24 protein-coding genes are annotated in these 20,906 nt (G+C 63.6%); 13 read left to right on the top strand and 11 right to left on the bottom strand.

The annotated features are described in order from the left end of the window. The 4 genes from mrdA to HH213_RS15195 all read right to left on the bottom strand — a co-directional run bounded on the left by mrdA (position 1) and on the right by HH213_RS15195 (position 5,043). Positions 1-2,049, bottom strand: coding sequence for a penicillin-binding protein 2 (mrdA, locus tag HH213_RS15210; RefSeq protein WP_110847476.1), 2,049 nt, complete (start codon positions 2,047-2,049; stop codon positions 1-3). Between the two features lie 15 nt (positions 2,050-2,064). After that, positions 2,065-2,577: a rod shape-determining protein MreD gene (mreD, locus tag HH213_RS15205; protein WP_110847477.1), complete on the bottom strand. Its 513-nt coding sequence runs from the start codon at positions 2,575-2,577 to the stop codon at positions 2,065-2,067. Further along, on the bottom strand, positions 2,574-3,905 hold the full coding sequence (gene mreC / locus HH213_RS15200) for a rod shape-determining protein MreC (protein WP_217363439.1): 1,332 nt from the start codon (positions 3,903-3,905) through the stop codon (positions 2,574-2,576). The genes mreD and mreC overlap by 4 nt, the downstream gene beginning before the upstream one ends. A gap of 94 nt (positions 3,906-3,999) precedes the next feature. Beyond that, complete coding sequence (locus tag HH213_RS15195; protein WP_072789105.1) at positions 4,000-5,043, bottom strand: rod shape-determining protein; 1,044 nt, start codon at positions 5,041-5,043, stop codon at positions 4,000-4,002. 255 nt (positions 5,044-5,298) lie between these two features. Here HH213_RS15195 and gatC point away from each other — a divergent pair, with 255 nt between their 5' ends. The 11 genes from gatC (at position 5,299) to HH213_RS15140 (ending at position 13,746) form a co-directional block, all read left to right on the top strand. Further along, a complete protein-coding gene (gene gatC, locus HH213_RS15190; protein WP_110847557.1) occupies positions 5,299-5,601 on the top strand; it encodes an Asp-tRNA(Asn)/Glu-tRNA(Gln) amidotransferase subunit GatC in 303 nt (100 codons plus the stop codon). Between the two features lie 102 nt (positions 5,602-5,703). Next, positions 5,704-7,176: an Asp-tRNA(Asn)/Glu-tRNA(Gln) amidotransferase subunit GatA gene (gene gatA / locus HH213_RS15185; RefSeq protein WP_169112771.1), complete on the top strand. Its 1,473-nt coding sequence runs from the start codon at positions 5,704-5,706 to the stop codon at positions 7,174-7,176. Positions 7,177-7,198: 22 nt separating this feature from the next. Beyond that, on the top strand, positions 7,199-8,659 hold the full coding sequence (gene gatB, locus HH213_RS15180) for an Asp-tRNA(Asn)/Glu-tRNA(Gln) amidotransferase subunit GatB (RefSeq protein WP_110847480.1): 1,461 nt from the start codon (positions 7,199-7,201) through the stop codon (positions 8,657-8,659). A gap of 112 nt (positions 8,660-8,771) precedes the next feature. Beyond that, positions 8,772-9,140, top strand: a complete 369-nt coding sequence (locus tag HH213_RS15175) for a hypothetical protein (RefSeq protein WP_146235924.1) — start codon at positions 8,772-8,774, stop codon at positions 9,138-9,140. 83 nt (positions 9,141-9,223) lie between these two features. Then, positions 9,224-9,619: a DNA-binding protein gene (locus HH213_RS15170; protein WP_110847482.1), complete on the top strand. Its 396-nt coding sequence runs from the start codon at positions 9,224-9,226 to the stop codon at positions 9,617-9,619. Continuing rightward, positions 9,616-10,008 carry a hypothetical protein gene (locus HH213_RS15165; protein ID WP_169112770.1) on the top strand — a complete coding sequence of 131 codons (393 nt, stop codon included), beginning with the start codon at positions 9,616-9,618 and terminating at the stop codon, positions 10,006-10,008. Before HH213_RS15170 ends, HH213_RS15165 begins: the two co-directional genes overlap by 4 nt. Before the next feature lie 33 nt (positions 10,009-10,041). Beyond that, positions 10,042-10,497, top strand: coding sequence for a MerR family transcriptional regulator (locus tag HH213_RS15160; protein WP_169112769.1), 456 nt, complete (start codon positions 10,042-10,044; stop codon positions 10,495-10,497). Then, positions 10,448-10,825 carry a carboxymuconolactone decarboxylase family protein gene (locus HH213_RS15155; RefSeq protein WP_169112768.1) on the top strand — a complete coding sequence of 126 codons (378 nt, stop codon included), beginning with the start codon at positions 10,448-10,450 and terminating at the stop codon, positions 10,823-10,825. Before HH213_RS15160 ends, HH213_RS15155 begins: the two co-directional genes overlap by 50 nt. A 58-nt stretch (positions 10,826-10,883) precedes the next feature. Continuing rightward, positions 10,884-11,255 (top strand): BlaI/MecI/CopY family transcriptional regulator, encoded by a 372-nt coding sequence (locus HH213_RS15150; protein ID WP_161047948.1) that lies wholly within the window; start codon positions 10,884-10,886, stop codon positions 11,253-11,255. Next, positions 11,252-12,508 carry a M56 family metallopeptidase gene (locus tag HH213_RS15145; protein WP_169112767.1) on the top strand — a complete coding sequence of 419 codons (1,257 nt, stop codon included), beginning with the start codon at positions 11,252-11,254 and terminating at the stop codon, positions 12,506-12,508. Before HH213_RS15150 ends, HH213_RS15145 begins: the two co-directional genes overlap by 4 nt. After that, positions 12,505-13,746, top strand: a complete 1,242-nt coding sequence (locus tag HH213_RS15140; protein ID WP_169112766.1) for a hypothetical protein — start codon at positions 12,505-12,507, stop codon at positions 13,744-13,746. Before HH213_RS15145 ends, HH213_RS15140 begins: the two co-directional genes overlap by 4 nt. 7 nt (positions 13,747-13,753) lie before the next feature. On the opposite strand, the gene HH213_RS30165 is transcribed toward HH213_RS15140, so the two are convergent. From HH213_RS30165 to HH213_RS15125, 3 genes are all read right to left on the bottom strand, one after another. Then, positions 13,754-13,900, bottom strand: a complete 147-nt coding sequence (locus HH213_RS30165) for a hypothetical protein (RefSeq protein ID WP_229263015.1) — start codon at positions 13,898-13,900, stop codon at positions 13,754-13,756. A gap of 537 nt (positions 13,901-14,437) precedes the next feature. Further along, positions 14,438-15,202: a MipA/OmpV family protein gene (locus tag HH213_RS15130; protein ID WP_169112765.1), complete on the bottom strand. Its 765-nt coding sequence runs from the start codon at positions 15,200-15,202 to the stop codon at positions 14,438-14,440. A gap of 7 nt (positions 15,203-15,209) precedes the next feature. Then, positions 15,210-15,788, bottom strand: a complete 579-nt coding sequence (locus HH213_RS15125) for a porin family protein (protein ID WP_169112764.1) — start codon at positions 15,786-15,788, stop codon at positions 15,210-15,212. A 193-nt stretch (positions 15,789-15,981) separates the two neighbouring features. Between HH213_RS15125 and HH213_RS15120 the strand changes: the two genes are divergently transcribed. Then, a complete protein-coding gene (locus HH213_RS15120; protein ID WP_169112763.1) occupies positions 15,982-16,659 on the top strand; it encodes a response regulator in 678 nt (225 codons plus the stop codon). Beyond that, positions 16,656-17,972, top strand: a complete 1,317-nt coding sequence (locus tag HH213_RS15115; protein ID WP_169112762.1) for an ATP-binding protein — start codon at positions 16,656-16,658, stop codon at positions 17,970-17,972. The genes HH213_RS15120 and HH213_RS15115 overlap by 4 nt, the downstream gene beginning before the upstream one ends. Here HH213_RS15115 and HH213_RS15110 read toward each other — a convergent pair. Genes HH213_RS15110 through HH213_RS15095 form a run of 4 tightly spaced genes read right to left on the bottom strand, consistent with a single transcriptional unit; the run spans position 17,948 to position 20,854 of the window. Further along, positions 17,948-18,688, bottom strand: coding sequence for a LytR/AlgR family response regulator transcription factor (locus HH213_RS15110; RefSeq protein ID WP_169112761.1), 741 nt, complete (start codon positions 18,686-18,688; stop codon positions 17,948-17,950). The two genes, HH213_RS15115 and HH213_RS15110, sit on opposite strands and share 25 nt — an antisense overlap. Further along, positions 18,685-19,731, bottom strand: a complete 1,047-nt coding sequence (locus tag HH213_RS15105) for a sensor histidine kinase (RefSeq protein WP_169112760.1) — start codon at positions 19,729-19,731, stop codon at positions 18,685-18,687. The genes HH213_RS15110 and HH213_RS15105 overlap by 4 nt, the downstream gene beginning before the upstream one ends. Continuing rightward, a complete protein-coding gene (locus HH213_RS15100) occupies positions 19,728-20,297 on the bottom strand; it encodes a transcriptional regulator (protein ID WP_169112759.1) in 570 nt (189 codons plus the stop codon). Before HH213_RS15100 ends, HH213_RS15105 begins: the two co-directional genes overlap by 4 nt. Continuing rightward, a complete protein-coding gene (locus HH213_RS15095) occupies positions 20,294-20,854 on the bottom strand; it encodes a transcriptional regulator (protein ID WP_169112758.1) in 561 nt (186 codons plus the stop codon). Before HH213_RS15095 ends, HH213_RS15100 begins: the two co-directional genes overlap by 4 nt. Between the last annotated feature and the right edge of the window lie 52 nt (positions 20,855-20,906).

Raw genomic sequence — 20,906 nt, 5'->3', positions numbered from 1 at the left:
TTATTGTTTCTTGCGCGCCGGCGCGAGCGGCTGCGGCGCCGGCGTGGCGGCTGGCGTTGGCGGCGGTGCTGGAGTCGGCGCCGGCTCACGGCGCGATTCGGCAGCGGCAGCTGCGGCTTCGGCAGCCTCCGGATCTTCGATCGGCACGATTTCGGCCGCGTCTTCCTTCGGCACCTTGGTAGTTTCCTTGTCGGTCGGGCGCTTGCCCAGCAGGTAGAAGTCGAGCGCCTTGCGGGCGATCGGCGCGGCGATCTCCGCACCCCAGCCGGCATTTTCCACCACCATGGCGATGACGATCTTCGGCTTGTCGGCCGGCGCAAACGCGGTGTACAGCGCGTTGTCGCGCAGGCGTTCGGCCAGCGCCGACTTGTTGTACTTCTCATTGGCCTTGATGCCCACCACCTGCGCGGTACCGGTCTTGCCGCCCGAGGTATAGCCGGCGTTGGTGAAGGCGCGGAACGCGGTGCCCCCTGCTTCGCTGTTCACGCCCACCATCGCGCTCTTGATGATGTCGATGTTTTCCTGCTTCAGCGGAATGCGGTAGCTTTCCTTCGGCACGGTCAGCTTGCGCGCGCGGGTGGCGCCGTCTTCCACGATCTTGACCAGGTGCGGCTTCATCACCACGCCGTCGTTGGCCAGGTTGGCCATGGCGTGGGCGATCTGCAGCGGCGTGTACGAGTTGTAGCCCGAACCGTTGCTGACCGAGATGGTGTCACCGCCGACCCAGCGTCCGGCGTTGCCCTTGAAGCGGCTGCGCTTCCATTCCTTGGACGGCAGCACGCCGGTCTTTTCGTTATCGAGGTCGATGCCGGTCTTCTGGCCAAAGCCGAACGGCTGCATGAACGTGGTGATGGCGTCGATCCCCATGTCGTTACCCAGCTGGTAGTAGTAGGTATTGCAGGACACGATGATCGAGCGGCGCAGATCGACGTTACCGTGGCCGCCGACTTTATCGTCGCGGAATTTGTGGCCGCCGAGGTAGAAGAAGCCAGGATCGGGATACGCGGTGGCTGGATTGCGCTTGCCCAGTTCCAGCGCGGCCAGCGCCATGAAAGGTTTGAAGGTGGAACCCGGCGCATAGGTGCCGGACAGCGGCCGGTTGACCATAGGCCGGTCCAGCGAGGTATTCAGGTCGTTCCAGCTTTGCGCGTCGATGCCGTCGACGAACAAATTGGGGTCATAACCAGGGCGCGAGACGTAGGCCAGGATGTCGCCGGTCTCCGGCTCGATGGCGACGAACGCGCCGCGCCATTCGCCAAAGGCTTCCTCCACCACCTTTTGCAGTTCGATGTCGATCGACAGGATCAGGTTATTGCCCGGCGTGGCGGGCGTGCGCGACAGCGTGCGGATGGCGCGGCCGCCAGCCGACACTTCCACTTCCTCGTAACCAGTCTGGCCATGGAGCTGCTTCTCGTAGCTCTTTTCCAGGCCCTCTTTGCCGATATGGTCGGTGCCCTTGTAGTTAGGGCCGTCGTCGGTGCCCTCGATGGCCTTGACCTCGGACTGGTTGATGCGGCCGATGAAGCCGATCACGTGGGAAGCGGTTTCGCCCAGCGGGTACTGGCGGAACAGGCGCGCCTGGACTTCCACGCCGGGGAAGCGGAAGCGCTGGGCGCTGAAGCGGGCCACTTCTTCTTCGGTCAGGCGGGTGCGCAGCGGCACGCTCTCGAAGCCCTTCGATTCGTCCAGCAGCTTCTTGAAGCGCTTGCGGTCCTTGATGTCGACGCTGACCAGTTTCGACAGCTCGTCGATGGTTTCGTCCAGCGTGCCGGCCAGCTTGGACGGCGTGATCTCCAGCGTGAAGGCCGAGTAGTTGCGCGCCAGGACCGCGCCGTTGCGGTCCAAAATCAGGCCGCGGTTCGGCACGATGGGAACGATGGCGATGCGGTTCTCTTCGGCCTTGACGGCGAAATCGCTGTATTTGACGATCTGCAGCCAGACAAAGCGCAGCAGCAGCAACGCGAAGCAGAAGAACACCATCCCGCCCAGCACCGTCAGGCGCAGGCGGAACTGCTGGAGTTCGCGCTGGTTGTCCTTAATTTCAGTCATGCCGGAACCGCTGCGTCAGATGGGGCGCGTGTGATCGCGGTCGACCGCGCGGCGCTGCGGCGCCAGCAGCATCCAGGTGACCACTGGCCACAGGACGACGGCGATCATGCTTTCAACGAAGTAGAACCAGCCCGGCGTTTTGCCGGACACGCAGAAGCGCACCAGCAGCTGCACCGTTTGCGCCATCACCAGCAGCGGGAAGACGTGGATGGCCTGGGTCCAGATCGGGAACCACAGCACCCGGCGATGCAGCATGATGGCGAAGTAGGACAACAGCGTGTAGGCCAGCGCGTTCTCGCCCAGCAGGGTGGAGTCGTGGACGTCCATCATCAGGCCGAGGAAGAAGGCGGTGCCGATGCCGACCTTGCGCGGCTGGTGCACGCCCCAGAACACCAGCAGCAGCGCGACGAAGTCCGGCACGCCGACGAACTGGCCCCATGGCAGGAGATTCAGCAGGAAAGCGCAGAACAGGCTGAAGGCGATAAATATCGGGCTGACCGGCAGCAGGATGTAGTGCGGACGATTCATCGTGCCGGCTCCTTAGGTTGGGTAGCGGCAGCCGGCGTGACGGTGCGGGCGGCGGCAGGCGCTGTCGCGCGCGCAGCAGCTGGCGTGGCGGTCGTATTCGCCGGCGCCGCAGCTGGACGCGCTCCCGCCGCAGCAGGCGCGGTCGCCGTTGTGCCGGCGGGCGACATGGCTGCGGCGCGCTGCGCGCCTTGTGCAGCGGCGTTGGCAGGCGCACCGGCTGGCGTAGCGCCGGTGCCGGCGGCTGGCGATGCAGCAGCGGGCGCCGTGCCTGGCGCGGTGGCGTCGGCGGCGGGAGCGACAACAGGTTTCGGTGGCGGCATGACCGGGAACAGCCCTGCTGCGCCGTTTGGCGCCGGCGTGGCCGCAGCGGCGCCATTGGCACCTGCGGCAGCCGGCTGGCCCTCGCCCTCTTTCGGCGCGTCTTTGATCGGCGCCATCTTGTTATTGTGTTTGCGCGGTGCGCGTTCGACTTCTTCCGGCGGCCGCGCAGGCATGTCCGGCGTCGACATCAGAATCAGCAGCTGCGTGTTGTTGGTGATGCCCGCCAGCGGCTGGCAGATCACGCCGCCGAACGAACCGCCGGCGCTGTTTTCCACCTGCGTCACGCGCGCCACCGCCAGCCCGGCCGGATACACACCATCCAGGCCCGAAGTGACAACGACATCGCCCACCTGAATATCCGCATTCGGTGCGGTAAACCGCAATTCCAGATTGCCCGACTTGCCACGCCCATAGGCCACGGAGCGCAAGCCATTGCGCAGCAGCTGCACCGGAATCGCCTGCTCCTTATCGGACAGCAGCGTCACTTCCGAAGTAAAAGGGAACACGCGCGTGACCTGACCGACCACGCCCTGGTTATCGATCACCGGCAGGCCAAGCGCCACATCATGATGGGTACCGCGATCGAGAATGATCTTGCGGCTGTTGGCGTCGCGCGCGTCGTACAACACCTCGGCCAGTTGCGACTTGACCGGCAGGCGCTCACGCGCGTCCATCAGCTTGCGCAGCTGGGCGTTTTCCGCCGACTGCAGGCGCGCCTGCTGCAAGGCCTGCGAATTGACGATCTGCTGCGTCTTCAATTCGCGTACCTGCTTTTCCAGCGACGACAAAGTAGAGAAATAATCACCGACGCCGTAGATGGCGTCGCGCGGCAGCAAGGCCACCTTCTGCACCGGCGACAGCACCGCGCCGGCATAGTAACGCACTGTTTCCAGACTGCGCATGTGCGAGTCGACCAGCAGCAGTGCAATCGATATGCACGCGAACACCGTCATCTTGACCCGCGCCGAAGCGCCTTGCTTGAAAAGTGGCGGAGGACTGTATTCCATGACTTCCAAATAATCCGGCGCGCGCGCGCCAACGAGACTGTCAACTCACCGTAAAGCACCGGGGCCGCTTTGTGGCGGCCCCGTTTTATTCAGATCATTCGTAGGAGAAGATCGAGCCCAGTTGGTCCATGCGCTCCAGCGCCATGCCCGAACCGCGCACCACGCAGGTCAGCGGATCTTCCGCCACCAGCACCGGCAGGCCGGTTTCTTCCATCAGCAGGCGATCCAGATCGCGCAGCAGCGCGCCACCACCGGTCAGCATCATGCCTTTTTCGGCGATGTCGGCGCCCAGTTCCGGCGGGGTCTGTTCCAGCGCGTTCTTCACGGCCGACACGATGTTGTTCAGCGGGTCGGTCAGCGCTTCCAGGATCTCGTTGGACGAAATCGTGAACGAACGCGGGATGCCTTCGGACAGGTTGCGGCCCTTGACTTCCATTTCCTTGACTTCCGAACCCGGGAAGGCCGAACCGATGGCCTTCTTGATCGCTTCCGCAGTCTGTTCGCCGATCAGCATGCCGTAATTACGACGGATGTAGTTGACGATGGCTTCGTCGAACTTGTCGCCGCCCACGCGCACCGAACCTTTGTAGACCATGCCGCCCAGCGAGATGATGCCCACCTCGGTGGTGCCGCCGCCGATGTCGACCACCATCGAGCCGGTGGCGTCCGAGACCGGCAGGCCGGCGCCGATTGCGGCGGCCATCGGCTCTTCAATCAGGTACACCTGCGAGGCGCCGGCGCCCAGCGCCGATTCGCGGATCGCGCGGCGCTCCACCTGGGTCGAGCCGCACGGCACGCAAATGATGATGCGCGGCGAAGGACGGAAGAATTTGGAGTCGTGCACCATGCGGATGAACTGCTTCAGCATCTGTTCGGTGACGGTGAAGTCGGCGATTACGCCGTCTTTCATCGGGCGGATCGCCTCGATATTGCCAGGCACCTTGCCCAGCATTTGTTTTGCTTCTTTACCAACTGCCTGGATCGTTTTCTTGCCGTTTGGGCCGCCTTCCTGGCGGATGGCGACAACCGAAGGTTCATCAAGGACGATGCCTTGGCCGCGAACGTAGATCAGGGTATTGGCCGTGCCCAAGTCAATGGCCAGGTCGGAGGAAATGTAACGACGTAAAAAACCAAACATTAAAGTGTCCTGTGGCGCTACCGGTGTGCGCGTAATCCGTTGAGTAAAAAATTCTGTCCGAAATGCGGCGGCAGCAATCATTCAGCGCCGACAACGCATCAACCCGCCATTCTACCTTATAATTTGACTGCGATTTATCCAAAATCCACCCAAAAGTGTGGTGCCAGAGACCGCGAATTAGGCGGCATTCGCCGGTGGTTGCTGGCGAATAGGCAGAATTTCAAGTTTTTTATCAATATCACAATTAACCGCGCCATGTCCCTGACCCTATCCGACGTAACCCGCATTGCCAAACTGGCCCAACTTGAGATGAGCGAAGCGCAAAGCGCCACCGCGCTGGAGCAGCTGAACGGCATCTTTGCGCTGGCCGAACAGATGCAGGCGGTCGACACCGACGGCGTCGCGCCGCTGAGCCATCCGCTGGCCGCCCACATGAACAACATCGCGCTGCGCCTGCGCGACGACGTCGCCAACGAACCAAATCGCCGCGACGCCTATCAAACGGTCGCCCCCAAGACCCAGGACGGTTTGTACCTGGTGCCGAAAGTGATCGACTGACACGATGTCGTTCCCGCCTGCGCGGGAATCCATGCTGAGCCAGCGTTCTATGGGTCCCCGCTTCCGCAGGGACGACGCTGTAACGAATGAAACTGAAACGCCATGCACACCAAAACCATTAAAGAGCTGTCCGCCCTCCTGCAAAGCAAAGCGGTGTCCGCCACCGAAGTGGCCACCCACTTCCTCGACCGCATCGAGCAGAGCGACCTGAACGCCTTCCTGCACGTCGACCGCGCGCTGACCCTGGCGCAAGCGGCCGAAGCCGATGCCCGCATCGCCGCCGGCACCGCCACTCCGCTGACCGGCGTGCCGATCGCCCACAAGGATATCTTCGTCACCACCGGCTGGCGTTCGACCGCCGGCTCCAAGATGCTGGCCAATTACGTCAGCCCATTCGACGCCACCGTGGTGGAGAAGTTCCGCGCGGCCGGCATGGTCACGCTGGGCAAGCTCAATTGCGACGAATTCGCCATGGGCTCGGCCAATGAGAACTCGGCCTTCGGCGCGGTGAAAAATCCGTGGGACAAAACCGCCGTACCGGGCGGCTCGTCGGGCGGTTCGGCCGCCGCCGTGGCCGCGCGCCTGGCGCCGGGCGTCACCGGTACCGACACCGGCGGCTCGATCCGTCAGCCGGCCGCCTTCTGCGGCATCACCGGCATCAAGCCGACCTACGGCCGCGTATCGCGCTTCGGCATGATCGCCTTCGCCTCGTCGCTGGACCAGGGCGGCCCGATGGCGCAAACCGCCGAAGACTGCGCGCTGCTGCTCAACGCCATGGCCGGCTTCGACGAACGTGACTCGACCTCGCTGACGCCGGAACTGGGCGGCGTGGACGAAGACTTCACCCGCGAACTGGGCCAGCCGCTGACTGGCCTGCGCATCGGCGTGCCGAAGGAATACTTTGGCGAGGGCCTGGCCAAGGACGTGGAAGACGCCGTGCGCGCCGCGCTGGCCAAGTACGTGGAGCTGGGCGCGACTCTGGTGGATATCTCGCTGCCGAATACCGCGCTGTCGATCCCGGCCTACTACATGATCGCTCCGGCGGAAGCCTCGTCCAACCTGTCGCGCTTTGACGGTGTGCGTTTCGGCCACCGCGCCGACGGCTACAAGGACCTGCAGGACATGTACCGCAAGACCCGCGCCGAAGGCTTTGGCGCCGAAGTCAAACGCCGCATCATGGTCGGCACCTATGTGCTGTGCCACGGCTACTACGACGCCTACTACCTGAAGGCGCAAAAAATCCGCCGCCTGATCGCGCAGGATTTCGAGAAGGTGCTGAACGGCCCGGACGCCGTGTGCGACGTCATCATGGGACCAGTAGCGCCAACCGTGGCCTGGGATCTGGGCGACAAGTCGGACGATCCGGTGGCCGCCTACCTGGCCGACATCTACACGCTGTCGACCAGCCTGGCCGGTCTGCCTGGCATGTCGATTCCAGTGGGCTTCGGCGCCAAGAACCGACCGGTCGGCCTGCAGATCATCGGCAAGCACTTTGGTGAAGCCAAGCTGCTCAACGTGGCCCACGCCTACCAGCAAGCCACCGACTGGCACACCCGCGCTCCGGCCGGCATTTAAGAACACGAATAGCGAGAATCATATGGAATGGGAAGTCGTCATCGGTATTGAGAACCACGTACAGCTCACTACCGCATCAAAAATCTTCAGCGGCTCGCCGACCACGTTCGGCGCCGAGCCTAACACGCAAGCCAGCCCGGTCGACCTGGCGCTGCCTGGCGTGCTGCCGGTCATGAACAAGCAGGCGGTGGATCGCGCGATCCGCTTCGGCCTGGCGGTTGGCGCCAAGATCGCGCCGGCCTCGATCTTCGCCCGCAAAAACTACTTCTACCCGGACCTGCCGAAGGGCTACCAGATCAGCCAATTCGAAGACCCGGTGGTCATCGGCGGCGCGGTCACCTTCGGCTACGAGAAGGACGGCGAATTCGTCACCAAGACCGTCAACCTGACGCGCGCGCACCTGGAAGAAGACGCCGGCAAATCGCTGCACGAAGACTATGCCGGCATGTCGGGCATCGACCTGAATCGCGCCGGCACGCCGCTGCTGGAGATCGTCTCGGAGCCGGAACTGCGCAGCGCCGCGGAAGCAGTCGCCTACTGCAAGGCGCTGCACTCGCTGGTGATGTGGCTGGGTGTCTGCGACGGCAATATGCAGGAAGGCTCGTTCCGTTGCGATATCAACGTGTCCGTGCGTCCGAAAGGCCAGACCGAATTCGGCACCCGCTGCGAAATCAAAAACCTGAACTCGTTCCGCTTCATCGAAGAAGCTGTGCACGTGGAAGTGCGCCGCCAGATCGAGCTGATTGAAGACGGCGGCAAAGTGGTGCAAGCCACCCGCCTGTACGATCCGGACCGCAAAGAGACACGCGAAATGCGCAGCAAGGAAGACGCCCAGGATTACCGCTACTTCCCTGATCCGGACCTGCCGCCGCTGGTCATCTCCAACGCCTGGATCGAGCAAGTCAAAGGCGCGATGCCGGAACTGCCGGCCGCCATGCGCGCGCGCTTCGTCAGCGAATACGCGCTGCCGGAATATGACTCGCTGGTGCTGACCCAGTCGAAAGCCATGGCCAACTACTTCGTCGCCGTGGTGGACGCCGCCGGCAAGGACAACGCCAAGGCCGCCGCCAACTGGCTGATGGGCGACGTCGCCTCGACCGTAAACCGCGAAGGCGTGGACATCGCCGACGCGCCGGTCAAGCCGGCGCAACTGGCGCTGATGATCAAGCGGATCGCCGACGGCACCATCAACAACAAGACCGCCAAGGAACTGTTTGGCGATATGTGGGCGGCCAAATCGGACGACGACAATCTGGTCGACGCACTGATCGAATCGAAAGGCTTGAAGCAGATCTCCGACACCGGCGCGCTGGAAGCCATCGTCGACGAGGTACTGGCCAACAACGCCAAGTCGGTCGAACAATACCGCGCTGGTAAAGAAGCGGCGATCAACGCGCTGATTGGCCAGGCGATGAAAGCGTCGCGCGGCAAAGCCAACCCGGCGCAATTGACCGAACTGCTGAAAGCAAAGCTGGCCGGCTAAGCTAAAAGCCTTCGAAACATCCCCACCAGGCGTCAGCCTCGTGGGGATTTTTTTGCGTGGTTTTACATCGGCATGGCGGCGCGGCGCAACGCGACAGGCGCATAATGACAGCATGCGTACTCCCCTACTTCTCTTGCTGATCGCCGGCGCCGCCATGGCCGATCCGGTGGACATCGACAAGCTCAAAAAAGACCTGGGCAAAATCGACCGCGAACTGCGCGACGCGCCGGCGGTACCGGACTTCGGCAACGACAAGCCTTTCGGCCGCGTGATCACCGAAATCGCCGACGCCTACGTCGGCACCGGCGAAGACTCGCGCGGCGTCTACGAATCGCCGGACGGCACCACCTACTACACCGAAACCATCCGCGGCAAAACCTCCTGCTCGATGACCGGCGCGGTCGGCAACCCCGCCGGCAAAAGCGGCGGCGCCAGCAAGATCGACTGCCCCTCCTCGATGGCCAATTTCAAGAAGTATTGATACAGATCAGTCAGATCCCAGTGCACGCTTGGTGAGGCAGCTTGCCGGGAACAGAATGAGCGGTAGCCCAACAGGAGGCTTTCGTGCTGACGATTTCCGATCTGGAAGAAATATCCGCCGCCCGTTTGCAGGACGCGCAGGTACTATGCGCCGCCGGCCGTTTTGACGGCGCATATTACCTGGCAGGATACTCCGTGGAGCTGGCCCTCAAATCCCGGATTTGCAAAACCTTGAACTGGATGGATTTTCCAGCAACAAACAAAGAATTTGAACGTTTTCGCTCATTCAAGGTCCATGATCTTGAGGTGTTGCTGAAATTGAGCGGACTGGAGGCCACTGTTAAAGACAAGCACCTTGCGGAGTGGGGAACCGTCAAAGCCTGGCAGCCCGAGGTGCGCTACCGCCAAGTCGGCTTTGCCGATGAGATTGCAACAGCAGCCATGCTGGATGCCGTCTTATCGCTAATGGGGGAGCTATGAAAAATTTCGTTGAAAAAATGAAGCAAATTGAATTGGAAATTTCAAATGAGCACGGGCCATTTGAATTGTTTGCACTGTTTCGGCCAGATACCACGCTCAGGTTGTGGGATGTGCTCGTCTCAGCAAAATGGATGGGCCGGAGTGATCTGGACTCCATGCGCATTGTTGCAAAGCCCATGAACAAAGTATTTGCTGCACAGGAAATCATCCAGTTCTCAGGGATTGTGATTATCCCCGCCGATGACGAAGGCTTACGAAAATTCCAGGCCGAAGTACAGATCGAACACGGCCTCAGGGAATTCCGCAACGTCACCTTCTTCGACGTGCCTATCTTGCACGCCTACGTCATCACATCGCACAATACCTCGCCAGCAAACGCTTTCGCTTGACTTGGAGCGCGCTCTAACTTTTAGGATGTCCCCATGGAATCACATCTCAGCATCGACGAAGTTGCCAAACGCACCGGCTTGACAGCCTACACGCTGCGCTACTACGAGCGTATCGGCCTGATCGCGCCGGTCACCCGCGCGGCCGGTGGCCAGCGGCGCTACGCAGCTTCCGACATGGACTGGATTGCTTTCCTGCTGCGGTTGCGAACGACGCATATGCCAATCGGCAAAATGCAGACCTTCGCCCATCTCCGCGGCGCCGGGGACGCCACCGTACCGGCCCGTCGCCAGCTGTTGGAAGAGCACCTGACCGAGGTGCTCGCCGACATCGAAGCGATGCGCCAATCTGCGCAAGCCTTGCAGGAAAAGATCGCGCATTACCACAGGCTGGAACAATCCCGGGCGTCGCCTTCACCCTCTACTACTGAAGGAAATGCTGATGAACACCTCCAACCAACGCTACCAGCGCGGCCTCGAAAAACTGCGTGAAATCGACGGCGACGCCGGCCAGCGCGTGATCGACAGCCTGCAGGACATCGCGCCCGATTTTGCCCGCTACCTGATCGAGTTCCCGTTCGGCGATATCTACTCCCGCCCCGGACTCGATCTGAAAAGCCGCGAAATCGCCGTGGTCGCCGCACTGACCGCCATGGGCAACGCCGCACCGCAACTCAAGGTGCACCTGCAGGCCGCGCTGAATGTCGGCGTCAGCCGCGAAGAAATCGTCGAAACCATCATGCAGATGGCCGTCTACGCCGGCTTCCCCGCCGCCCTCAACAGCCTGGCGGCGGCGCGCGAGGTGTTCGCCCAAAATTAAAGTATACAAAGTTGTCTATAACGGCTAATCTACGATCATCGATTGATCTGGAGAAGCCATGAGCATCCCGAAACCTACCGCCGGCGAACTGGAATTGCTGCAAGCTTTGTGGCCGCTCGGCGCGGCCACCGCCAAGCAGGTGCACGAGGCCATGTTGGCCGACAAGCCGGACCTGGCCTACGGCACCGTGCTGCGCCTGATGCAGATCATGCACACCAAGGGCATCCTGACCCGCGACGAAAGCCAGCGCTCGCATATCTACGCGCCGGCACAGGCGCAGGACACGCTGCAAAGCAGCCTGCTCAAGGACCTGATGCAGAAAGCGTTCGCCGGCTCGGCCAAGGCGCTGGTGCTGGCCGCGCTGCGCAGCGGCATCTCCAAAAAGGAACGCGACGAGATCGAAAAAATGTTGAAGGACTCGGACAAATGAGCGCCTTCATCCTCGCCCTCGGCCTGACGCTGATGCACTTCCTGTGGCAGGGCCTGCTGATCGGCGGCGCCACCGCCATCGTCCTCACGCTGCTGCGCAACAGCCGCGCCGAATACCGCTACCTGGCGGGCTGCTGCGCGCTGCTGACCTGCCTCGGCTGGCCGGCGCTGGACCTGTGGCAGCGCCTGAGCGGCGACACCGCGCCGGCCAGCGTCAGTTTCCAGGGCCTGCAGTGGGCCACCGGCATCGCCAGCGAAGACACCTGGTTCGACCTGCACACCTCGGTACGCGGCATCGTCAGCCTGTGGGCACTGTGCGCCGCCGTGCTGGCGCTGCGCATGGCCACCGGCCTGCTGTGGATCGGCCGCGCCAGCCGCCAGCCCGCCAATCATCCGGAGCAGCAGCGCTGGGAAGCCGAACTGGCGCGCATGGCGCGGCGCTTCGGCATCCAGCGCGCGATCGGCCTGCGCGTGGTCGACACGCTGGCCAGCCCGATCACCGCCGGCTGGTGGCGGCCGGTGGTGCTGGTGCCGGCGGCGCTCATCAGCGGCATGCCGCCCGAGCTGCTGCAAGCCTTGCTGGCGCACGAAATGGCGCACATCAAGCGCCACGATTACCTGATTAACCTGCTGCAGAACGTGATCGAAACGCTGCTGTTTTACCACCCGGCCGTCTGGTGGATTTCACGCAGCATCCGGATCGAACGCGAACTGATTGCAGACGATGTCGCTGCAAGGCAGCTGGGCGAACCGCGGCGCCTGGCCCTTGCCTTATCGGAACTGGAGCGGCTCCGGTTCTCCCATCATCAACTGGCCCAAGCGGCCAATGGAGGAGATTTAGTCATGCGTATTCAACACCTGCTGCGCCCTGCCCCGCAGTCCCTGAACTGGAAAACCGCGATCGCCATGCTGGGCGTGGCCGTGGCCTGCGTGTCGGTCTATGCGGAGGCCACGGCCGCCGACAAGAGCGCATCGAGCGACCGTTCGGCAATCGTCGATTTCAAGACCTGCGCCAAACCGGTCTGGCCGGCAGAGGCGCTGGCCGCCGAACATACCGGCACCGTTCAACTGAACTTCCTGGTCGGCACCAACGGCAAGGTCAAAGAGTCCAAGGTTGACCGCTCCAGTGGCCACGCGGACCTGGATGACGCGGCCCGCACCGGCATCGAGAAATGCCAGTTCCGCCCGGCGATCAAAGGTGGCAAGGCAATCGAGAAGTGGCAGAAGATGCAGTACGTGTGGACGCTTGAATGAGATATGCAATCAGTTTGACCTTGCTGGTGGCGGCACTGCAAAACGCCACCGCCGGCGTGGATCCGGAAGTCGATCTGCGCAAGGCCGAACTGGCGGTGAAAGATACCCGCGCCGTGCTGCTTCAGCCTGCGCTGGCGCCGGCCGATGCCGCCAAGGCCAGACAGAAACTGCTCGGCCAGCTGCAACAGCTGGGCAATCAGCGCTCGTTTGTCGGCGATGACAGCGGCGCCATGGCCGCTTTCGACGAAGTGACCATGGCCCGGCCGGTCGTCACTGCCAGCACAGACGATTTCGCGCGGCTGGCCAGCGCGCAGGAGGAAGACGCCATCAGCGCCATCGTCCGCGAAGCCGGCAAGCACCATGTGGTGATCCTGAACGAAGCGCATCACGCTCCACTGCATCGCGCCTTCGCCATGCGGCTGGCACGGGAGCTACGCCGCATCGGCTACAGCTGGCTGGCCTGCGAAACATTCGAGGAGACGCCCTTCAACAAAGGCTACCTCGCGCTATCGGATGGCTACTACTCGCGCGAGCCGGCGTTCGGCAATTTTCTGCGTGACGCCAAGGCGGATGAATGGCAGCTGGTGCAATACGAGCCGTTCGATCTGCTGGAAACCGGCGGTAACTCGGACGAACAAAGAGAGCGGCGCGAACGCGGCCAGGCACACAATCTGATGACCCGCATATTTTCCCAGCATCCGACCGCCAAAGTCTTCATCTATGTCGGCTACGGACACCTGAGGGAAAAGCCGCGTGTGGGCGACGGCAGCGGTATTCCTTTGATGGCGGCGCAACTCGGTCACATGACCGGCCTCGATCCGCTCACCATCGACCAGACCACGATGATGGCGCACACCGATCCGGCCGCCGAACATCCGCTGTACGCGACAGCCGTCAGGCAGCCACACCGCGCGCCATTCGTGCTGCGCGCACAGGACGGCGGCTACGAAGTGTTTGGCGGGTACCGCTCGGCCGTCGACATGCAGGTGTTCCATCCAAGGTATGGCGTGGATGCGGACAGCGGCCGGTCGGCCTGGTTGCGCACACTGGCGGGTTTCCGGGCGACCGAAGTACCGGCCGCCATGCGCGACGTCATCACGCCGTCTTACGTCTACGCTTACCCGAAAGGCTCGCCTGACGACGCGGTGCCGGTGGATGTGGTGCGGCTGAAGCCCGGCGCACCGCTGCCGAAGCTGATGCTGCCGGACGGCCAATTCCGCTTCGTCATCCAGCAGTAACACGGCCTCACTCCAATATCGCCGCAATCGCCAGCGGCGTGCTGCTGGTGACGATTTGCCCGGCCTCGGGCAGCGCCGCAAAGCGATAGGCAAACACGCGGAAGCCTTGCACCACGTCGCCGCCGAAGGCAGGGCCTTCCTTCGCCGCCAGCAAGCTGACCGCGCCGCCCCCGCATCGAACCGCACCTGCGCCACATCGCCCTTCGAATAAGAGAACTGCACGCCGGCGCAGCGCTTGTCGCCGGCCATGCCCGAGTAACGCAGGTAGGCCAGCAGCTGCTCGCAGGCGGTGCGCAGATCGGCCGCCGCGTACATGCCGTCGGGCCGCGTCACAATCGAGACCCATGGCCGCGCCGTCACCTGTCCGGGCTTGCGGTTGACCACCAGCTCGGCGTTGTCGTCATAAGCGGCCTTGGAGAACGGGAATACCGCCCGGCCCAATGCATCCAGCGCCAGCACCACCTGCGCCGTCTTGCCGTTGAGCGTCAGGCGCAAGCCGTCCAGCGGTACATGCTGGTCGCGCGGCAGCAGACGCAAATGATTTTGCAGGAACTGTTTGGGTTTGCCGTACTTTTCAAACCAGATCATTTGCCGATAGGCGTCGCGATACGCGATCCAGTCCGCATCTGCCTGCGCGCAGGCGCACGCCGGCAGCAAGGCGAGACAGAACAGGAGCGCAGTCCGCAGCATGTCAGAACCGGTAGGCCAGGCCGCTGGACCAGAGCAGGATATTGCGCCGCTCCACCACCGGACTGGCGGCCGCCTGGCTTCCCAGCCGTGCCGCCGTCAGCGAGCTGGTAACCAGCCACTTGCTGCTCAATTCCCAGTTCCAGTTGACGCCTGTGGTGACGGCATCCACGCCAGCGGAAGGACGGTAGTCGCGCACTCCGCCCAGATCGCGGCGTACGGCAAAGCGTTCGCGCATCACCGCGCCATCCGCCAGCGACACGCCGGCCGATACCGACAGCGTGTGATGCGGCGCCAACGCGCTCCAGCTTTTCTGCACGCCCGCCTCGGCGCGCACGCCGCCGGCGCTGGTGTCGTACACCACGCTGGAGCGCAAGCGCATGTCGTTGCCCAGATAGAGATTGAAAAAGCCGCCGCCATCGGGAGAATCGCTGATCGCCTGGGTGCCGCGCAGGCGCCGGGTTTCGTTGGGCGAACGCGAATTGCTCAGCGCGAGCAGCGGCCCATATTCCACGCCTGCCGCATTGGCCAGATCGATGCCTGCCACGCCGCTGGCGGAAATGAACACGCCGTTGCTCCAGCGCGCCTGCAACAGCAACCGCAGCGCAGACGGCCGGTCTTCGCCAGCGGCTGCCGCGCTGCGGCCCGCCAGCGCCAGCCCCACATACATATCCCGGCTGCCGTCCGGCATCATCGGCGTGCTGCCATCGTCAGCGGCCGCCAGGCCACACAGTGACAGTGTCAGGATAAAGGGCAAGCGCTTGTTCATGTTTTCCTTAAAAGCCGAAACGCACGCCGAGCGATGCTTTATCCATCGACGCGGAGAGCCCTTCCTGTTTGAGTTTATCCGTATGTTCCAGCTCCAGCTGCAGCGCAATGTCCTTGGCCAGCGCATACGACAAGCCAACGCCCGCATACAGCCCGGTCTTGCGCGCGGTTTCCTGCGGCGGCGCATTTCTGCCGGAGATCGCGGCCCGGAAGCGTCCCTGCGCCACGCCCACCTTGCCGTACACCGCCCACTCCTCGCTCAGCTGCCAGGTGTTCCGCACCGCCACGTACCCCATGCGAGTGCGCGTCTTGAGCTGATAGCCCGGATCCAGATCAAACGCCTGCTGACCGCCGATTCCGCGATAACCCGCCTCCATCGCCCACGACGGCGATAGCACATAGCCGACAAACAGGCCGACCGCCGGATTACGCTGGCTACCATCGCGCTGCTGACGCCCGCCGTCACCGTCGTAACTGATATGGCCCTTGTCGGACGGCGTCAGCGTGGCGCCGAAGTACACATCCTCGGCGCGCGCCAGCGAACTTGCGGAGAGGACCATCAGGGTACTGCACAAGAATTTGTTCATGTTGGATTCCGGTTGAAGTGAGAGCCTTCCATGCTACGGAGGCACGCATCCGGAATCCGCCGCGCTGTGTCGCTGAATTGTCTTCAATTTGTAGGCCGCATTTGTATAAAAAGTGTACGCAGTTGTACCTGATTGTCGAAAATACCACTTCCGCCGCGCGCTCCACTACAATAGGCGCCAAACAGGAGATGCGATGCAGCGTGTAATGCTGGTGGAAGACGATGCGCGGTTGGCCGCGCTGGTCAAGGAATACCTTGACGGCTACGACTACCGGGTCGACGTGGTCGGCCGCGGCGATCTGGCGCTGGACCGGTTCCGCGACACCCAGCCCGATATCGTTATCCTCGACCTGACCCTGCCCGGTGTCGACGGCCTGGTGGTGTGCCGCCAGCTGCGCCAGCTAAGCGCCGTGCCGATCCTGATTCTTACCGCGCGTGAAGACAGCTTCGACGAAGTCTCCGGCCTGGAGCAAGGCGCCGACGATTACATCAACAAGCCGGTACAGCCACGCGTGCTGCTGGCGCGCCTGCGCGCATTGCAGCGGCGCGGCGCCGGCGCCGCCAGCAGCGATATCGTCATCGGCCAGCTGCGCGTCTCGCGCGTCAACCGCGCCGTTCACTGGCGCGGCGTGGAGGTGGCGATGAACAGCGCCGAGTTCAAACTGTTCCTGATTTTGGCCGATGCTTCAGGCAAGGTCATGTCGCGTAACGACATCCTGGTCAAAATGCGCGGCATCGAATTCGATGGCCTCGACCGCAGCATCGACAACTGCATCTCGCGCCTGCGCCGCAAGTTTGGCGACGGCGGCACGGAGCGCATCAAGACCGTCTGGGGCGAAGGCTATCTATTCAGCCCCTCGGCCTGGGAATGAACCGCATCTTCCGGCGCTTCGTGGTGCTGGTGCTGCTGGCCATCACGCTGGCCAGCGGCGTGATCTACCTCACCTTCCGCCTGCTGTTCGGCGACCCGCTGGAAGGCATCGCGCGCCGCCAGTCCGCCGGCCAGATCTTTCTGCTGGAGCAGTACATCGACCAGGCCCCCGCCGATGAATGGCTGCCGCGCCTGAACCGCGTGCGCGAAGTCTCTCACACCACACTGGAACTGCAACCGCTGCCTGCGGTGCTGGCCTCCCTGCCCTTGGACAGGCGCGAGGCGCTGCGACGTGGCGAGGTGGTGATGGACGTCGCCGACAAAGCTTTCTACCGCCGCGTCGACACCAGCGGCATGCGCTATATCGGCAGCGAGCAGGATGTGATCCATGTCCGGCGTCTGCCCATCGATATCGGCGAAGCATTGCAGATGGAAGCCATACGGCTGGTGGTGATCGCGCTGTTCCTGCTGGTGCCGATCGGCTGGTGGACGCGCGGGCACTGGCGCGGACTGCAAGCCCTGTCCAAGGTGGCCGACGATTTCGGCCAGGGCGACCTGGCGGCGCGCGCCCGCGTTGACCAAAGCGCCAGCATCGCGCCGCTGGCGGCGCGTATTAACGACATGGCCGAGCGTATCGGCGCATTGCTGGAGTCGCGCAAGCACCTGCTGCATTCGGTGTCGCACGAACTGCGCACGCCAATTGCCCGGCTGGAGTTCGGCCTGGAACTGCTGGGCGAACGCCATGCCGACGAAGACCCGGCGTTGCAACGGCGGGTGGAGGCAATGCAGGCCGATGTCGGCGAATTGAAAGCGCTGGTCAACGAACTGCTGGAGCTGACCCGTATCGATGCGGTGCAATCCATGCCGCAGCAGGCGTTCGCGCTGGCGCCGCTGCTGCGCGGATGCGCGTTGCCACCGTCGGCATTCGATTTCAGCACCACCATTGCGGACGACCTCGGCGAAGTATGCGGGGACAAGCGTTTGCTGGAACGCGCCGTCAACAACCTGCTCGGCAACGCCGCCAAATATGCCCGCTCGCGCGTGACGCTGCATGCCACGCGCCATACACGCGAGATGCAGCTAAATATCGTCATCGAAGACGATGGCCCCGGCATTCCACCGGAAGCGCGCACGCAGGTGTTCGAGCCGTTCTATCGCCTGTCACGCGAGCAGGATCATGCGGCCGGCGGTTACGGCCTGGGACTGGCGATCGCCGCTCAGGCGGTGCGTCTGCACGGCGGCGTCATCAGCATCGACACCTCGCCGCTGGGCGGGGCGCGCTTCACGATTCACATCCCCTTGAACCGGTGCTGAAAGCGCTGGCTCACCGGCAGCCGGGAAGCGTGGCCGCGCAGGTTGAGCCACACTGCGCCGTCGGCGTCCCGGCTCACCGCCGCAATCCGCTTGACCGCCACCACGTAGCCGCGATGGATCTGCCAGAAGCCTGCATCCTCCAGCTGCTCGGCCAATTCCTTGAGCGGCGTGCGCAGGTGCGCTTCCATCTGGTCGGTCACCACGCGCGTGTGCTTGAACTCCGAACCGAAGTAAATCACCTCGCTTAAATCGATGAAGTGAATGGTGTTGCCGACGCTGGCCTGCAACCACGCCGGCGGCGCCTTCTTCGGCGCCAGTTGCTGCACCAGCCGCGCCAGATCCGGCGGTGGTGTGCCGAGCCGCGCGCGCAAGCGCTCGATGGCGCGCGCCAGCCGCACCGCGTCCACAGGCTTGAGCAGATAATCGACCGCGCCTTCGTCAAATGCCGCCAGCGCATGCTCCTGGTAGGCGCTGACAAATACCACGTGAATGCGCGAGCCAAACGTGCGCGCCACTTCCAGCCCGCTCAGGCCCGGCATGCGGATATCGAGGAAAGCGATGTCCGGCGCCAATTCGCGCGCCATGTGCAGGGCTTGCACGCCATCGTTCGCCACGCCGACCACTTGCGCCTCCGGCCATAGCGCGGCCAGCGTGGCGCGCAATTCGGCCTGCAGCAGCGGCTCGTCGTCGGCGATCAGGATGCGCGGCGCCGTCATGCGGCCACCGGCAAGGTTAGTTCGGCGGCGGTCCAGCCGTCCGCGCCCATTCTCAGGCGCAGGCTGGCGGCCGGGCCATACAGCGCTTCCAGCCGCTGGCGCACATTGCGCAGGCCAACGCCGCTGCCCAGCACCGCCTGGCCGTTGCCGACGCCGGCACCGTTGTCGCGCACCGCGACCGTCACACCGCCAGCCGTGCGCTGCGCCAGCACGGTGACGGTGACTGCGCCGGCATGCGGTTCGACGCCGTGCTGCACGGCGTTTTCCACCAGCGGCATCAGCATCAGCGGCGGCAGCGCCAGGTCGCGCACATCGTCGGCGCAGGCGATCTGCACGCTCAGGCGCTCGCCGTAGCGGATCGCCATCAGTTCAAGATAGTGGCCGGCCAGTTCGCATTCGCGGCCCAGCGTCGACATCGGGCTGCGCAGGTCGGGCAAGGCGCTGCGCAGGTAGGCGATCAGATGGTCCAGCATATCGACCGCGCGGGCGGGATCATGCCGCACCAAGTAACGCGTGTTGGCCAGCGTGTTGTACAAAAAGTGCGGTTCGATCTGCGCCTGCAAGGCCTTCAGGTCCGACGCCAGCGCCGCCTGCGACAACTGGGCGATATGCAAAGTGCGCGCGCGGTGCTGCGCCATCCACAGTGGCAGCACCAGGAGCAGCAGCGCCAGCAGCGCTTCCATCCCCATGGCCTGTAACTCATTCAGCGGATCGATGCCTATCCACGACAGGCCAAGGCGATAAATCGCGCCGGACGCCATCACGCCGGAGGGCAGCAGCAAAAATAGCGCGGCCCACAAGGCGGTCCAGGAGCGGGCGGCGCGCTGCCGCTGCATCAGCAACAACAGCGCCGCGCTCACGCCCAAGGGCAACAGCAAGGCGGCAAACAGCGCCAGCCAGGTGTATGCGCGCAGCGCCACGGCGAGCAGCGCCATGACCGCGATCAGCGCCGCGCTCAACGCAAACTGGCGGCGCGAACTGGCGGCCACGCGCACCAGCGCCTGCGAGGCGCCGTCCATGTCTGCGCTATGCCACGCCATCATAAGGTCGGTTTCTCCGGCAGCCTGGCATACGGCATAACATCCACCGGCACGTCCTTGCTGACCACTTCAAACGACAATTCATCGATCCACACCTGGCCGCTGCCGGCGTTGTTGACGCCAAAGGCGATGGTGGTGCCATCGGCCGGCACGTCCAGCGTCACACTGCGCACCTGCCACGCCGTGGTGCCGCGGATCTGCTGGTCGCTGCTGTTGTAGAACGCCGCGTGCGAGCGCTGCTCCGCCTGCACCTGCATCCACAAGCCGGCCCCGTTGCTGACGTTGCGGGTCTTGATCATGGCGCGAAAACGCACCCGCTGACCGAGGTAGCGCTGCGCGGAAATCACCTGCATCAGCGAACCATATCCCTTGTCCTCGCCCTGTGCGTAGCGCAGGAACTTGGCGCCCTTGCCGCTGCTGGTTTCCACATTGTCGATACCGGCTTCATAGGACGTCGCATGGTCGCCGGAGACGAACCACGGCGGCGGCAACTTGCCGACCGATTCCGCAGCCACCACCCACAACGAGGTCGCCGCCAGCGCGACGACAATAACGTGTAATGGCTTCATAGCGATGGCGTATCCGAAGGCGGGCGGCGACCCGGCAAGAAATCGACAGGCACATCCTGGCCGACCACTTCCAGCGACAGCTGATCGATCCAGACCTGGCCTCGGCCGCCGTCGATCACGCCGATGTTCAGAGTGGCAGCGTCGCCCGGTATATCCAGCGTCACGCTGCGCAACTGCCAGTCGTTGGTGCCGGCGATCGGCTTGTCCTGGCTGTTATAAAACGCCGACGCGTGGCGCTCATCGGGACGCAGGGCACTCATCAACAAGCCGGCCCATTGGGTCACGTCGCGCGTCTTGATCATCGCCTGGAAGCGCACCCGCTTGCCTTGGTAGGATTTCGCGGAAATCGTCTGACCCAACATGCCGAACGACGAGCCGTCGCCCTCCACGTAGCGGATAAAGCGCGCCGGCTGACCGCTGATGGTTTCGGCGCTGTCGACGCCGATCTGGTACGACTTGGCGCCGGTACCGGTCAGGTACCAATTTTCAAGCGGGTTGGCGGCATTGGCCAGGCCAACAGCGGCCAGTAGCACAGCGATCAGCAAGGGGCGTTTCATTGTCAGTCTCCAAGGGCATGACGGATTGTCATGCAGCTACTGTGCCGTGTCC

It is taken from the genome of Duganella dendranthematis (genome assembly GCF_012849375.1).
Taxonomy (GTDB): Bacteria; Pseudomonadota; Gammaproteobacteria; order Burkholderiales; family Burkholderiaceae_D; genus Rugamonas; species Rugamonas dendranthematis.
The sequence above is the reverse complement of the archived record's forward strand: the minus strand, read 5'-3'. Positions and strand labels throughout refer to the sequence as shown.

Coding starts and splice junctions, on each gene's coding strand:
- HH213_RS15140 (WP_169112766.1), top strand. CDS start 12,505: ATGAGATATGCAATCAGTTTGACCTTGCTGGTGGCGGCACTGCAAAAC.
- gatA (WP_169112771.1), top strand. CDS start 5,704: ATGCACACCAAAACCATTAAAGAGCTGTCCGCCCTCCTGCAAAGCAAA.
- HH213_RS15155 (WP_169112768.1), top strand. CDS start 10,448: ATGAACACCTCCAACCAACGCTACCAGCGCGGCCTCGAAAAACTGCGT.
- HH213_RS15175 (WP_146235924.1), top strand. CDS start 8,772: ATGCGTACTCCCCTACTTCTCTTGCTGATCGCCGGCGCCGCCATGGCC.
- HH213_RS15160 (WP_169112769.1), top strand. CDS start 10,042: ATGGAATCACATCTCAGCATCGACGAAGTTGCCAAACGCACCGGCTTG.
- HH213_RS15145 (WP_169112767.1), top strand. CDS start 11,252: ATGAGCGCCTTCATCCTCGCCCTCGGCCTGACGCTGATGCACTTCCTG.
- gatB (WP_110847480.1), top strand. CDS start 7,199: ATGGAATGGGAAGTCGTCATCGGTATTGAGAACCACGTACAGCTCACT.
- HH213_RS15120 (WP_169112763.1), top strand. CDS start 15,982: ATGCAGCGTGTAATGCTGGTGGAAGACGATGCGCGGTTGGCCGCGCTG.
- HH213_RS15115 (WP_169112762.1), top strand. CDS start 16,656: ATGAACCGCATCTTCCGGCGCTTCGTGGTGCTGGTGCTGCTGGCCATC.
- mrdA (WP_110847476.1), bottom strand. CDS start 2,049: ATGACTGAAATTAAGGACAACCAGCGCGAACTCCAGCAGTTCCGCCTG.
- HH213_RS15125 (WP_169112764.1), bottom strand. CDS start 15,788: ATGAACAAATTCTTGTGCAGTACCCTGATGGTCCTCTCCGCAAGTTCG.
- HH213_RS15165 (WP_169112770.1), top strand. CDS start 9,616: ATGAAAAATTTCGTTGAAAAAATGAAGCAAATTGAATTGGAAATTTCA.
- HH213_RS15110 (WP_169112761.1), bottom strand. CDS start 18,688: ATGACGGCGCCGCGCATCCTGATCGCCGACGACGAGCCGCTGCTGCAG.
- HH213_RS15130 (WP_169112765.1), bottom strand. CDS start 15,202: ATGAACAAGCGCTTGCCCTTTATCCTGACACTGTCACTGTGTGGCCTG.
- HH213_RS15100 (WP_169112759.1), bottom strand. CDS start 20,297: ATGAAGCCATTACACGTTATTGTCGTCGCGCTGGCGGCGACCTCGTTG.
- gatC (WP_110847557.1), top strand. CDS start 5,299: ATGTCCCTGACCCTATCCGACGTAACCCGCATTGCCAAACTGGCCCAA.
- HH213_RS15095 (WP_169112758.1), bottom strand. CDS start 20,854: ATGAAACGCCCCTTGCTGATCGCTGTGCTACTGGCCGCTGTTGGCCTG.
- HH213_RS15195 (WP_072789105.1), bottom strand. CDS start 5,043: ATGTTTGGTTTTTTACGTCGTTACATTTCCTCCGACCTGGCCATTGAC.
- mreC (WP_217363439.1), bottom strand. CDS start 3,905: ATGGAATACAGTCCTCCGCCACTTTTCAAGCAAGGCGCTTCGGCGCGG.
- HH213_RS15105 (WP_169112760.1), bottom strand. CDS start 19,731: ATGATGGCGTGGCATAGCGCAGACATGGACGGCGCCTCGCAGGCGCTG.
- HH213_RS15150 (WP_161047948.1), top strand. CDS start 10,884: ATGAGCATCCCGAAACCTACCGCCGGCGAACTGGAATTGCTGCAAGCT.
- mreD (WP_110847477.1), bottom strand. CDS start 2,577: ATGAATCGTCCGCACTACATCCTGCTGCCGGTCAGCCCGATATTTATC.